Annotated in this window: 11 protein-coding genes; 6 read left to right on the top strand and 5 right to left on the bottom strand. The window is 45.5% G+C overall.

The features are described 5' to 3' along the window. The first annotated feature begins 131 nt into the window (after positions 1-131). The 3 genes from ABWW54_RS03295 to ABWW54_RS03285 all read left to right on the top strand — a co-directional run bounded on the left by ABWW54_RS03295 (position 132) and on the right by ABWW54_RS03285 (position 4,064). Entirely contained in the window at positions 132-2,036 is a 1,905-nt protein-coding gene (locus tag ABWW54_RS03295) for a LodA/GoxA family CTQ-dependent oxidase (protein ID WP_353410077.1), read from the top strand. 11 nt (positions 2,037-2,047) lie between these two features. Continuing rightward, on the top strand, positions 2,048-3,196 hold the full coding sequence (locus tag ABWW54_RS03290) for a tryptophan 7-halogenase (RefSeq protein ID WP_353410075.1): 1,149 nt from the start codon (positions 2,048-2,050) through the stop codon (positions 3,194-3,196). 187 nt (positions 3,197-3,383) lie between these two features. After that, the gene (locus tag ABWW54_RS03285; protein ID WP_353410073.1) at positions 3,384-4,064 is read left to right on the top strand and encodes a spermidine synthase family protein; all 681 of its coding nucleotides are present in this window, start codon (positions 3,384-3,386) and stop codon (positions 4,062-4,064) included. Between the two features lie 103 nt (positions 4,065-4,167). On the opposite strand, the gene ABWW54_RS03280 is transcribed toward ABWW54_RS03285, so the two are convergent. The 3 genes from ABWW54_RS03280 to ABWW54_RS03270 are packed head-to-tail and all read right to left on the bottom strand — an operon-like array spanning position 4,168 to position 6,976. After that, the gene (locus ABWW54_RS03280) at positions 4,168-4,578 is read right to left on the bottom strand and encodes a hypothetical protein (protein WP_353410071.1); all 411 of its coding nucleotides are present in this window, start codon (positions 4,576-4,578) and stop codon (positions 4,168-4,170) included. Positions 4,579-4,589: 11 nt separating this feature from the next. Next, positions 4,590-6,443 carry a radical SAM protein gene (locus ABWW54_RS03275; RefSeq protein ID WP_353410069.1) on the bottom strand — a complete coding sequence of 618 codons (1,854 nt, stop codon included), beginning with the start codon at positions 6,441-6,443 and terminating at the stop codon, positions 4,590-4,592. Continuing rightward, complete coding sequence (locus ABWW54_RS03270; protein ID WP_353410067.1) at positions 6,440-6,976, bottom strand: hypothetical protein; 537 nt, start codon at positions 6,974-6,976, stop codon at positions 6,440-6,442. Before ABWW54_RS03270 ends, ABWW54_RS03275 begins: the two co-directional genes overlap by 4 nt. 289 nt (positions 6,977-7,265) lie before the next feature. Here ABWW54_RS03270 and ABWW54_RS03265 point away from each other — a divergent pair, with 289 nt between their 5' ends. After that, positions 7,266-8,588, top strand: coding sequence for an aminotransferase class V-fold PLP-dependent enzyme (locus tag ABWW54_RS03265; RefSeq protein WP_353410065.1), 1,323 nt, complete (start codon positions 7,266-7,268; stop codon positions 8,586-8,588). A gap of 97 nt (positions 8,589-8,685) precedes the next feature. On the opposite strand, the gene ABWW54_RS03260 is transcribed toward ABWW54_RS03265, so the two are convergent. Beyond that, positions 8,686-9,297, bottom strand: coding sequence for a glutathione S-transferase family protein (locus tag ABWW54_RS03260; RefSeq protein ID WP_353410063.1), 612 nt, complete (start codon positions 9,295-9,297; stop codon positions 8,686-8,688). A gap of 64 nt (positions 9,298-9,361) precedes the next feature. Then, on the bottom strand, positions 9,362-10,411 hold the full coding sequence (locus ABWW54_RS03255; RefSeq protein ID WP_353410061.1) for an NAD(P)H-dependent flavin oxidoreductase: 1,050 nt from the start codon (positions 10,409-10,411) through the stop codon (positions 9,362-9,364). Positions 10,412-10,561: 150 nt separating this feature from the next. Between ABWW54_RS03255 and ABWW54_RS03250 the strand changes: the two genes are divergently transcribed. Further along, complete coding sequence (locus ABWW54_RS03250; protein WP_353410059.1) at positions 10,562-10,906, top strand: winged helix-turn-helix transcriptional regulator; 345 nt, start codon at positions 10,562-10,564, stop codon at positions 10,904-10,906. Between the two features lie 63 nt (positions 10,907-10,969). Continuing rightward, entirely contained in the window at positions 10,970-13,507 is a 2,538-nt protein-coding gene (locus ABWW54_RS03245) for a cation:proton antiporter (protein WP_353410057.1), read from the top strand. Positions 13,508-13,529 lie beyond the last annotated feature (22 nt).

The raw sequence follows: 13,529 nt of genomic DNA, 5'->3' as shown, positions 1-13,529 counted from the left end.
GGCATCGACTTACTCAACAAGTGTAATTGAGTGTAATCGACAGTGTGCAAAGATCATTGTAAAAATGACCGACCGTTGTTAGAACCGACATGACCTCTAACAATCAATCTACCCACTCAAGGAAATTTTTCATGAATGATAAAATTGTACGCGCCGCAATTCACCCTGCCATTGGAATTGCACGCGTTGGAAACGCAAAAACAGAATTCTACATAGGCCCGGAGGTCATTGACCCTGCTCCACAAGATCCTGGATTCTACCGTGATGATTCAGGAGCACTGAAACGCGAGGCCGCTCGGTTCAGAATCTATGGATACAATTCAGATGGCGACGTCGTCAAGGAGCTAACCTGTGATGAAGCGGACATTGAATGGCAAGTTCACTTAGCCAATCAAAAGGCTTCTTGGTACCAATTTCAATTGGCGCTCGATATTCCTGAGGCAAAAGCGGCGCCCGATACCGCACGTCGAAATGCCGATATTAAGGGCAGTGAACGCGCTAAACTTTTGATTGACGGTGGCCGAGTTTCCATTTCCGGCTCGAACCAATCAGGTCCCCAGTATCAATTTGATCAAGGGTCTTTTTTCGATAACAAAGTCTATTTAGGCGAACTGAAAACTCAGGACGACGGGCAATTGCTCGTTCTAGGCGGGCATGGAAAGTCATCATCAATCGATGGCAAGCCTGCGACAACGTTCGCCAACAATGATGGTTGGCATGATGACACCAGTGATGGTCCAGTAGTCGCTAAAGTCTGCATCGACGGCCGGGAACTTCCTGTAGACCCCGCTTGGGTTGTTGTAGCGCCGCCTAACTATGGCCCACTTCAAAAGTCCGTCAGAACCATGTTTGATTTAATCACTGACGTACACACAAAGTCTGGTTTACTGGCAAAGCCTTCAACGGTTTCTTTCACTAAGGACATCATGCCTCTTTTCATTCGCATGAGTAATCTTGAGTGGGTAAACAAAGGGTACGCAGCGCAGTTTGGTTGGGAGGGCCCTCTGTATTTCAAATCCAAAGAGTTAATGACTAAACTATCAAGCCAGTCTGTGTTGCACAAAGAACTTCGACAACAAATGGCCAATATGTTTCGTGAATTTAAGCGAGACGGAAAAGCGCCCCAACCTTGGCCATGGCTCTATGGCGACGCCATGAATGTACCACCGGCCGACACTCCGAGGCAACACGCCTCCGTCACAGACACCCAACTGGCGTCGCTTCAACGATGGGCCGAAGGTCACTTCATGAACGACTACGACCCAAATGCAGAACCACCTCGACATCTAGAGGACGTGCCATTGGCTGATCAACCTAGCACGCTTGATCGAGCTGCCCTGGAATTTTGTTTGGCTGATGCCTTTCATCCTGGCTGCGAAATGACATGGCCCATGAGACACTCAAGCATGTACATGGGTGAATACCGGTTACGACATCGACCTGCTCATGAAGCACCAACAAGTTACGGTTCCTTACTTACCCCCGAGGTAGCGGTCTCAGAACAAGGTCCTTTGTACGCGCAAGCTCCAGGTGATATAACCCGTTGGATGGCCGTACCATGGCAAACAGACACAGCGAGCTGCAAGTACGGGTACTACGCTGGCTACGGTCCAAAGTACGACCCCTATTTACCCACATTTTGGCCTGCCCGTGTACCCAATCAAGTATTGACTGAAAAGGACTATGACATCGTCATGAACCAGTCCGAATCAACGGAAAGACGCATAGCGGCCTTTAACCAACGTGACGACTGGTTTCGAACGTTAGGAAATGGCAGCTACGTAGAGCAAATCAACAACATGATTCATCACTTCGACGAAATGGGAATCGTTGAAACTCGTGATGGCCCTACAGACGAACTATTTCCAAACTCATTGCAGGTAGAACACCGAAATCTGACCGCACCCACAACCAACAGAGGCCTTTCGCTCAGTAATGAAGCTGACACAGGTTCTTCTCTCGAGAAGCGGGATCCATTGGCTGAGGATGACCTGAGTGGAATTGAAAAATTTAAGCGATTTCCTCACGGACTATAATGCGATCGGCAATGCCATCGACCGACTCCATTACTGAGGCGCTACAAACCAGTACGTTGGAATACGATGTGGTCATTGTAGGTGGGGGTATGGCTGGTTCAGCCCTCGCTTCCTCTTTGGCTTCGCGGTACCGGGTCTTGGTGTTGGAGAAAGCTGAAGAAGCTTTGTCGAAAGATCGAGTTGGCGAATCATTGCCCGCCGCCGCTCTAAGATCATTAGAAGCGCTCGGATTGGGTAAGGCTCTTGAGCAGTCATCGCACACTGATTATCAAGGAGTCGTCTCGATTTGGGGCCATTCTAAGCCGTTTAGAAAAGATTTTTTTGACAGTTTAGATGGTACCGGTCTGCACTTAGATCGAGGGTCGTTGAATTCAGCCATCACCCAAATAGCGATCGATAATGGCGTTAACTTCTTCTACAACGTTCGAGTAAAGTCGCTAGAAAGTAGTCACACTGGCTGGTCCATCGGCGTAGAGCACCCGAACGGCCTGAATAAGTTTAGCGCTGAGTTTTTGGTTGATGCTTCTGGCCGCTCGCACGTGGTTGCTCGTAAGCTTGGCGGAAAACACGTTAGCGAAGATCGGGCCATCGCGATTCACACTGTATGTGAACAAACAGAGGCCCTTACCGCCATGCCGCGCAGCTATATTGGCACAACAATGATCGAAGCGGTTGAACATGGTTGGTGGTACCGAGCGCCTTTGCCCAACGGGAAATGCGTACTTTCATTTCACACTGACAGCGACCTCCCCATAACGTCAATCATGCGCAAACCAAATCACTGGTCAAACGCTCTAAGGTCGACACAACTGATTTCCGCTGGCGTAACTCTACCGAAAGCCCCAGACTTGAACCTGACCATTTGCGCAGCTAACAGTAGTTTTTCTCAGCAGAGCGCTGGTCAAAACTGGCTGGCCATAGGCGATGCCGCCCTCGCATTTGATCCATTGTCCTCTCAAGGTATGTTCAACGCGCTAACAACCGCTCTATTAGCAAAGCAATCTATTATCCAAACCTTATCCGGCGCCCCACACGCCACCAAAACCTATGCTCAAAAGCTACGCGACGTAAGTGATGCCTACCGGCATAATTTAATCGAATTCTACCGCACAGAGCAGCGATGGTCAGAAAGTGTGTTTTGGAAACGACGCAGCGCATAGACAAAAATATTCGTCCGATAGCCACCTATATTGTTTAGATCACAACCGCCATTCGCGTTTTACAATAAAGCTGGTAAAGTGCTTACCTAGCATCGCAATGCATACTAATAATACGATTAACTTCTTTGGCTCTTTTAGGCCGTATTTAGAATTTTATTCAGCACCTAACTCGCAACGCATTATTAACATGATCCCAACTATAGTATTAGGCACAACCCCCATTCCCAACGACGGTGGGGAGTTAAAGCTAACCCAGCGGGATAACGAATTCTCAATTTCGCTGATTGGGGTAAATGGCGATTTGATGTCGAGCCGAATGTATTCATCCGAAGTGGCGCTTGCTGAACTTGGCTGCGCGCACCTTCAAGAAGTTGAAGAGTCCAGGGTCTTGGTCGGAGGATTGGGCATGGGCTTCACATTAGCTGCCGCATTAAACGCCACGTCAAAGAGCGCTGAAGTCACTGTGGCCGAACTGGTACCAGGCGTCGTCGAATGGAATAAGGGGCCCTTAGGAGAATGCGCTGGCAGGCCTCTTAACGACCCAAGAACACGGGTATATTTAGGTGACGTGGCAGAATTATTTTTACCACAGCAACCCCAATACGACGCCATTTTGCTTGACGTAGATAACGGACCAGAAGCGTTCACTCATGACGACAATGGCGAACTCTATTCCATGGCCAGTCTTCATTCAATACGAGAAAGACTGCGTCCAAACGGCGTACTTGGAGTCTGGTCGGCCTGGCACGATCCACGCTTCACTAAACGACTTAAAAAGGCCGGCTTCGCCGCAAGCTTCCAAACAGTAAGAGCACACAAAGGAAAGGGCAGTAAACACACCATCTATTTGGCTAAAATGAAAACGTAAGGTAAAAAAACTCAGACATTGACACGCAATTAGTTTATCAACGTCGAGAAAGGCACTTTTGCCAACCAAACATTGCCGACCCCGCCATTGAGTTCTTTCTGCCTCAACCGTTGTTATTGTTGTTGTTATTATTATTGTTATTGTTGTTGTTATTTGACCACTCGACTTCAACACCAAAATCACTTTCACGTGTACCCAACACCACGACTCTTCCGTGTTTTAAATACTTTACGCGGTTAATATAGGATATTTTTTTCCCAGTAAATCGCATCGCAATATCCTCAAGCCCTGAATTCAAGCGAAAGTCGCTCGATTTACCATTTTTTGTATGGCAGTGGATGAACGGATAAGAGTAGACCACAAACGTTGATCTAGATGGGTTTTCTAATAAAAAATTGGCTATTTTTTCCGTTACTTGTGCGGCTTCTGTTAGTTCTACTTCAGCTACCTTAAGCAATTGCCTTGCACCAGACACGATGGATTGAATACCTTGAACACCAATAAATCCCAACATTTATAACCTCCTCATTTACACCAAAAAAATTCGATATTCTGAAATGGCAAGTTGATTGCTTGAATATGATAGAACGCATTCTTTTGTTGTTTTTTATAGTGATAATCTCTCAGCGAATTCGTCGTCACAAATAGATTATTAGCCACATCGTTCAAAAATTGACTTTCAATCAACGTTAAAAAAGGCATTAAATCCATCTTTAGCCATTGATCCCCCTTATCTGAAGATTCCAATTGATTGTAGTAAACTTGTTGATTAAGCAAGTGCTCCTGCTTTTCTCTTTGTTCATCACCGTAAACTACTTTCGTGTCTCTCAATAGCTGAATGTAAAGCGCATTGGTGGTTATGTCGATACAGTTCGCTTTAAAAATACTCTTACGAATATGCAGCGAAATCGAATCATCCTTATCAATAAAATGCTGTGAGCGATTAACTTTCAGTATTTGAGAACTCAAAAATTCGCAGTCGTCATTGATCTCAATAACGAAATTACGGTCAGAATAGAGGTCCTTCAAAATCTCATCATTATCAATCAAACGGCCCAACGCGTTCGTTTCATCGTAAAAGTCAGATGATAAGTTCATCGCGTCCTTGGGAAGCGAATTAGCTGGCTTCACTCGCTCTATCGAACTCGGGTGTATTTCAGCAAGATAGTTATTTAAATTGAGCGCTTTTTCTCCTTCACTCGCCGGTTTGTATTGCTGAGGATATTCCTTATATATTTCTTTTTGCAATGAGCAGGTATATGACTTTTTAGCGCCTTGTTCCTCTTTTACATAGGCACAGCCTGTATTGCATATTTTAAGATAGTCACAATTTAGACAGTCTGTGTGAAGCTCGTTTTTCTGATGAACAGATCGAATATTGTGCTTACCGTTTTGCAGTATCTCTTGAGCAGGAACGTTAAAAATATTGCCATAGTAAAATCGTTTTGCCCCTTGTCCTCTTACGCAAGAATAGACATCTCCGTTGCTTTGCAATAAGAAAAACCGATCACCACAATTTACCGCGCTAGTACAATAACTTGGCGTAAATTCATCAAACCAATTTCGTTTGAAGCCCCATTCTAATTCAGTTCCTACAAATGCCTTCTTCATGGTTCTATAAAAATCGACTTGTAACGTATCCTCCACCGACTCGGTATCCATACCTTGTGTATCTTTGAATTTAATATCGTTTAACGTCGACTCAAACCCGAACATAAAGTTAAAGTTATTCATGTCGAAGTGAAGTTCGTTGTGAATAGTCCAAATATCTTCGATCAGTCTATCTGTGTGATTGAAATGTTCGTTAAACAAGGTAGCGGATAACTTTTTGCTGTGAGGGTATTCAGCCAATAACGCTATGTTCTTTTTAATCTTCGATAATGTCGATTTATTGGTTTTAGTCGTCCTGTATTTTTCATGCAAAAATAGTGGTAAATCAACACTGCCGCTAATGGAAACGTGATGCGCTCTGAACATCTCTTCGTATTTATCAAAATTGTATAAATTGGTTTTTATATGCGGAGTTTGTTTACGAAATCCGTTAGCCATCAACTGATCATAATTGCTTAGATAATGATTCGAAATAATATCGAACAGAGCCGACATGGTTTGTCCAGGTATGGCCGTTACCTCGCCACCATGCAAGGACAAGTTAAACGGCAAAATATTATCATCGGCAAAGTATTTTAGTGCGTACTCCAGGGTCTCAACCGCTCTCTCAGCATCTTCTTTTAAGGACTTGGTATCAGTTTGTTTACCTAAATAGCAGTATTGACATCCCAGGTTGCAATATATGGTGGGCACATACAGTAAATGAATGAATTTACTGGGTAGTGCAATACCTATGTCTAACTCAGCGTGCGCTTTAACGTTACTCATGAGAACACCGCTCGCTTATAATGTTTAAGTCGGCTCACGTTGCGAACGGCCAGCGTCATGGTTTTATTTTCGCGGAGAGCACTGTCTATGATCTTGGTGATAACTTTATAAAACTTTTCCTGTTTATTCTTTTTGATTTTCCATTCCTTGTTGGCATTACTTAGAAATTTATTGGCATGTAAATGTACGACCGACCCATCTATATGCTTAAGCGTAAACAACAACTTTGCTTCATCAACCAATATCAATTCAACATTTTCATACAAGATGGCTTTTGTGTCGTACACAAAGTACTTAGATGACACGATGATTCCTGGTCCTTTCCCAGCAATGAAAAAATAGAGAAAGACCATGCAGGCCATGGCGCCGAAAAAGTAAGGGATTGGGGTATTGCTTTGAGAGCAAAGATAGATGATTACGCCTAATATTGCAGTGCTAAGTACCACACCAAAAGGACTGTTGAATAAACCATCAAAAGCGAATCGCGGTGAACTGGCGCCAGCGTATTTATAGGTAGCTAATTTACCTCTCAAGTTTATTCGACGTCACTAGTATGAATCAACATCGCCAAATTATAGTGTGAAAAGCACCCAAACGGAACCAGGTATCCATTGCCGTTTTAATTCAATATGAAACTAATGAGTATTATTTGAGAGCCGATTCCCCCACATATCAACTCTCATTATCATTGATGTATTTATCAGTGTATTTCCTTACGTTTGTTTACCCAAAGAATTCGCGATTCCTAGACACTTTGTCTTTACGAATAAATAATAATGGTCTATTGTCCAATAAATCAATGGCATGTCAGAGGGAAATAGTATGTTGAGACGCGATTTTCTTAGCGTAGGTGGATTGGCAATGGGGGCAGGCTTATCGGCTACCAGTTCCGGTGCCAAAAGTAGTGTCAACGCTTCTGAATCAGCAAAAGGCGCTAGTTCAATAATAAACCCGGGAGACTGGAAAGCCTTGCGAGACCTTTTCCCTTTGACTCGAAACTACGTCCAGCTATCGACCTTTTTGTTGGCGTCACACCCCAAACCAGTGTCGGACGCAATCGAGAAGCATCGAAGAGCATTGGATGAAAACCCCGCCGACTACTGGCATCATCATTTTGAAACGATTGATGGTGATATTTCCGCCGCCGCGGCTAACTACATGGGCGGAGCGGGCTCTCAAATTGCATTAACTGATAGCACGACCATGGGACTTGCCCTAGTTTACAGTGGTTTAAAGTTACAGCCTGGTCAGGAAATCCTGCAAACCACTCATGACCATTACTCCACGGATTTATCTTTGGCTCAGCGCGCTAAGCGCACGGGAGCCACAGTACGACAAATATCCCTTTACGAAAACCCTGCCACCGTGAGCAAAAAGTCATTGGTGAAAAATCTAATCAACGGCATCAATAATAAAACAGCCGCCATTGCTGTCACGTGGGTGCATTCGTCCACTGGCGTAAAGTTACCTATACGGGCCATGGCAAATGCAATCAGAGACGTTAATGCTGGGCGCAATAGTGAAAATCAAATTCTGTTTTGTGTGGATGGTGTCCACGGATTTGGAATCGAAGATCAAGACATCAGTCAATTAGGCTGCGATTTCTTTATTGCAGGTACTCACAAGTGGATTTTTGGCCCAAGAGGAACTGGTCTAATATGGGGCAATGAGAAAGCGTGGTCTCGATCAGAAGCGGTGATACCCAGCTTTAGCCGTTCTTACGATGTTTGGCTTGGTGAAGCGACTCAAGCGCAAGTTCCAATCGGCGAACACATGTCGCCTGGAGGATTTCATTCTTTTGAGCACCGTTGGGCCTTGCCCGAAGCGTTTAATTTACACATGGCGCTCGGTAAAGAAAATGTTCAGAAACGAATCCATCAGTTAAACACGCAAACCAAAGAAGGGCTAGCGAAAATGGCTGGCGTTACTCTCCACACACCCATGTCAAACCAGCTATCTTCCGGCTTAGTGTGTTTTGATGTTGAGGGTGTCTTACCGCAAACAGTGGTAAAACAGATGCACGATAAAGGGGTGATTATGAGTAATACACCATACCGCAACAGCCATGCCAGATTTGCACCGAGTCTATTGAACAATGAACACGAAATCGAATTCGCGCTTTCTCAAATCAAGGCGTTAACCTGATTCCCCACACTCCCAAGGGCTTATAGGATTCTAAGCCCACTCAAGCTATGCCCGTTTTTGAATGGGTATAGCCTGAGTATTTTGCTTGGGGTACTTCTTAGAGAGAATACTCGATTCCTTCTTTTTTATACGCGGCAATAAACTCTGGTAATTCTCGAACTCGACCAATAAGTTCTTTCGTATTATCACCAATCTGTATTTGTTGATTGGGAAAATAATTCCCCCAACTAGCGTAAATAGCGATTAAATAGTCGATGATCGTAGCGGAATCTCCAACAACAAAACGTTGACTAGCCAGCCGTTCATCGATAATCGACCAAGTCTTCGAGACGAGGTCCGCCAAATTTTGTATGACTTCATTAAGCTCCGGATCGTGTTCCATTACTTTGCTCATGGTGAAGATCTTTGAGTAGGCCGGGTGTAATGTCGCGTAGTTAAACATCAACCAACGCAAAAATTCAGCTTTTTGTGAAGGCTCTCCTGCTAAAGACCGGCTGTTATGCTTTTCCAGTACGTACAACGCAATGGCTGCACCCTCGGTAATGATCAACCCGTCATCATCAAGAGCAGGCACCTGCCCAGTTGGAGAAATCGTTTTGTATTCGGGCAATTGTGCAGGATTGATTATCTCGAACTCTTCCCCAAGGTGGGTTAGCAATGCGTTTATGCCGGTCGAACAGGTACCCGGCAGTGAGTAAAGTTTATACATCGTATTAGTCTCGTTTAGGTTATAGGTTTTGGGTTATGGATTCTGGGTAATCCATGGCAGTCATTCAGAAATCCACGACAAGGGATTCGAGAAGATCCATGGCTTTTGAGTGATGCAGTAGCGGAGCATTTTGCCCCGCATAGTGGGCTGCAAAACCGGCACTGCCCTGCTCGATTGCCGCCTCTTTAATGGGGGCGGCAAAATAGCTTTGGATTGGAAATGGCAGAGGCAGATCTGGAGCATTGTTAATCTCACGAATAAAATCGTTTTCGATAAAGCGCGCTAGTCGCCCTGTGTAAGCACGGCTTAACACCGTTTGATGTGCTCGATTCTTACGTAAAACCCGTTTGTGTAAATCAGAGGTCCCTGATTCTTGGCAAGCCAAAAATGCCGTACCAATTTGCACTCCTTGGGCTCCAAGCGACATCGCGGCCCGCACACCTCGTACATCGGCTATTCCACCCGCGGCAATGATCGGCGCACTAATTCGATCAGCAACTTGAGGAATCAATGCCATTCCTCCCATCAAACAGTTTTCAGGCTCTTGCAAGAACGACACTCGATGACCACCGGCTTCAAATCCAGAGGCAACAATAATGTCCACCCCAGCTTCCTCTAGCATCAGCGCCTCTTTTAGTGTGGTGGCTGTTCCCATCGTAATGATGTTTTTACGTCGACACTCAGCTAACGCCGCCGCACTCGGCACCCCAAAAACAAAACTAATCGCGGGGGGGGCTGCACTGATTGCCGCTTGCAATTGCTCGTCAAAGTCCTCCGAAAGGAATTCTTTATATGGCGGGGCGGGAACACCTAAACGTGCATAAATCGGCTCAAAGCGTTTTGCGTACTCGGCGTATTTAGAGCGGCTCAATGCACTAATATAATGATCATTATTTGATACCCACAGATTGATTGAAAAAGCACCACTGGTGGCGGCATTCAACTCCTTCACTAACACCTCTATCCGTTCCGGCGATAAGTGATGAGCTCCGAACGAACCCAGCCCACCAAAATTTGAAACCGTTTTCACCAATTCGATACTGGAAAGTCCCCCTCCAAATGGCCCTTGCACTATTGGGTATTTCAAATCCAGAGTAGAAGTAAACTTGTTCATATAATTACTAAATTTGGTTACGTTTCGCGCACTCTATAACAGCCGAGTTACTTTTGTATACTTAATACCCACTGTATACTGAATTCTCCGATTTCCATTTGGTAAGCAGGTTACCAACAAGAAACCAACACTAATCGAAAGGTGACTTACGTGATCCCACGAAGAAAAAACAAAGTGACTCCTCCGCCCGAAAACTGCCCCTTAGGAGAGTGTCTGAGTATTATTGGTGGGGCATGGACACCCAACATCATTTGGTTCCTAAGCGAACAACCGCGACGTTTTTCTGAGTTGAAACACGACTTACAAGGCGTCTCATCAAAGATGTTGACCCAACGACTAAAAATGCTAGCCGCGGAAGGTGTGGTTCATCGACAAGTGATGGACACGTCTCCGCCAACTGTTGAATATTCATTGACCGAATTAGGAAAAGAATTGAAGCCGGCGGTAGAGGCAATTGTCGAAGTGGGTAAAAAGTTAAAAACATTGGCACGTTGAGCAAGAAAATCAAAATCGAGGACAACTGCTATACTCACTGAACGACAATAAAAGGGGATGCCTGTGAGCAACGATTCTGCTTCAATAGATCAAGCCGTTGAAATAGCCCAAACCACCGATCACGCTACTATGCTCATGGTCTTAGGTACAAGCGGGCTGCTTGCGCTGGCTGTGCTCGTTGTGCCTCTGGCTGCACGTCTCAAAATACCATTTACCGTCATGCTTGCTGCAATTGGTGTCTTGATAGGATTTGGGTCCAACGTAATCTTAACCATTCCATGGCTCGGCTTCTTACATGAATTCGTCCATGCACTAAACTCGCTTGAGATCACATCAGAAGCCGTCTTTTTTGTATTCCTCCCAGCACTTGTATTCGAATCCGCACTGGCCATTGACGTCCGACGCCTATTTGACGACATTTCCTCAATCTTAATGTTGGCAATCCTAGGGTTGTTAATTTCAACGGCGGTGATTGGACTCACCATGTCCCATTTAACCCATATACCACTACTGGCCTGCCTACTACTGGGTGCTATCGTTTCAGCCACTGACCCCGTTGCCGTCGTGGCAATTTTCAAAGACCTGGGCGCGCCACAACGATTGGCTATTCTAGTGGAGGGGGAAAGCCTGTTTAATGACGCTACTGCCATCGTGGTTTTCACCATTATCTCGGCCATGCTTCTGGGGCAGTCCGATCCAACGCTTTTGAGTGGTATCGCGTCATTTTTGAAGGTCTTCTTTGGAGGCATTGCCGTTGGGTACATTACAGCCCGACTCAGCTGCTTTCTGTTAATGCACATCGGTGATTCCAACCTACCCAAAATCACTCTCACGATATCCTTGGCCTACTTGTCTTTCATCGTGGCCGAGCACAACCTGCATGTGTCTGGAGTCATGGCCGTGGTCACCGCAGCATTAGTACTCGGGTCACGAGGGAGGAGCATCATCACGCAAAGCGCATGGCATGGGTTAGAGGAAGTTTGGGAGCAGGTAGGATTCATTGCCAATTCCGTTATATTCATACTTGTAGGTCTGAAAGTGCCATCCATAATGGCGGCGATGAATGGCCAACAACTGATGTGGTTAGTCGTGCTTTTGTTTACCGGCTTTTCAGCCCGTTTTGCCATTATATTTGGACTTGTTCCGTTAATGAGCCGATTGGGTTGGTCAACCCAAGTCAGCACGGGATACCGAGCTGTGATGTTTTGGGGTGGTTTACGCGGAGCGGTCTCATTAGCGCTGGCCTTGGCCGTGATAGAGAACGATGGCTTCGCGCCCGAAATTCAAGAGTTTGTGGGTGTGATGGTAACGGGCTTTGTGCTATTTACCTTAGCCATCAATGCAACCACTGTCCCCTTGGTAATGCGAGCTTTTGGCTTGGCTAAATTAGGTCCCGCCGATACCGCCATTCGTGATAGAGCATTCTCCAAAGCCATGAGTAACGTCAGTGAGCGCGTCAAGGGAACAGCTCGCGCAATGCACGTGGGTGAAGAACAAACAAACCAAGTGATTCAACCTTACCTAACACTGATAGAAGCAAGTTCAACCCGGGTCAGACCCGATGAGCTTAGCGACCAAGACTGGCTTCTAATCGGGTTACGCATGGTTTGTCTGAATGAAAATAAAGCCTATGCCAAAATGCTAGACCGTGGAGAAATCTCACCCGACACGGCAAGACACCTATTTCGCCAAGCGGCCGATGCGCGAGACAGCATTAAGCACGGCGGCCTGTCCGCGTATTTGGATGACTATCGTAAAAAGTTAGGATTTCACTGGCACACGAAATTCGCAATGTTTATTCAGCGCACGACTGGAAACAGTGGCTTATTAGCCAAAAATTTAACCAGCCGTTTCCAAGTTTTAGAAGCTCAATGCACCGTGCTACACCAACTCAAAGAAGACCTTAAAACACAGATGTCTGAAATGATAGGCGAAGAAGCCTCGGATGAACTGCAAAAAATACTAGAACGCCGAGATTTAGAAACCGAACAATCTCTGAAGGTTCTACAGGTGTGCTATCCAGACTACGCCAAAGACCTGAAAAAAAGAGTATTACAGCAAACAGCGATGCGCCTAGAACTAGGTCAATATCAGGACATGATGGCAAATTCCTTGATCAGCAAAGAGGTCGCCGGTGAATTAAAGCAAGACATGGCCGACCGATATCAAGAACTGCAACAAAACCTAAGCCTTGATCTTGGTCTCGACGCAACCACCTTGGTTTCAAAAATGCATTTTTTCGAATCCTTAGATAAAGGTTCTCAACACGATATCGCCAAACTTCTGAAACCGAGGCTCGCCTTGCCTGGTGAGGTTATTTTTGAAAAAGGTAGCCCGCCTGACGCCATGTATTTTATCTCCACAGGCGCAATCAGAATAGAATTAGACAAACAAACCGTCATTATCGGAAGCGGAGACTTTTTCGGAGAAATGGCTTTGCTCAACCAACAGCCTCGAATCGCAAGCGTTATTTCTGACGGATTTAGCGAACTCCTCGTTCTGCACACCAAAGATTTCAGCGAGATGATCAGTAAAGACGATCAACTCAAACAACAAATTGAAGGAATCGCTCAACGTCGGGCCATAGAAAACCAAGATTGAGTGAGTCCCGTTACGCTATTCA

This window comes from Arenicella sp. 4NH20-0111, assembly GCF_040366405.1.
GTDB lineage: Bacteria > Pseudomonadota > Gammaproteobacteria > Arenicellales > Arenicellaceae > Arenicella.
Note: the sequence above shows the minus strand (reverse complement) of the source record. Positions and strands in the feature narration are given on the sequence as shown.

Coding starts and splice junctions, on each gene's coding strand:
- ABWW54_RS03260 (WP_353410063.1), bottom strand. CDS start 9,297: ATGTATAAACTTTACTCACTGCCGGGTACCTGTTCGACCGGCATAAAC.
- ABWW54_RS03275 (WP_353410069.1), bottom strand. CDS start 6,443: ATGAGTAACGTTAAAGCGCACGCTGAGTTAGACATAGGTATTGCACTA.
- ABWW54_RS03285 (WP_353410073.1), top strand. CDS start 3,384: ATGATCCCAACTATAGTATTAGGCACAACCCCCATTCCCAACGACGGT.
- ABWW54_RS03295 (WP_353410077.1), top strand. CDS start 132: ATGAATGATAAAATTGTACGCGCCGCAATTCACCCTGCCATTGGAATT.
- ABWW54_RS03290 (WP_353410075.1), top strand. CDS start 2,048: ATGCCATCGACCGACTCCATTACTGAGGCGCTACAAACCAGTACGTTG.
- ABWW54_RS03280 (WP_353410071.1), bottom strand. CDS start 4,578: ATGTTGGGATTTATTGGTGTTCAAGGTATTCAATCCATCGTGTCTGGT.
- ABWW54_RS03255 (WP_353410061.1), bottom strand. CDS start 10,411: ATGAACAAGTTTACTTCTACTCTGGATTTGAAATACCCAATAGTGCAA.
- ABWW54_RS03265 (WP_353410065.1), top strand. CDS start 7,266: ATGTTGAGACGCGATTTTCTTAGCGTAGGTGGATTGGCAATGGGGGCA.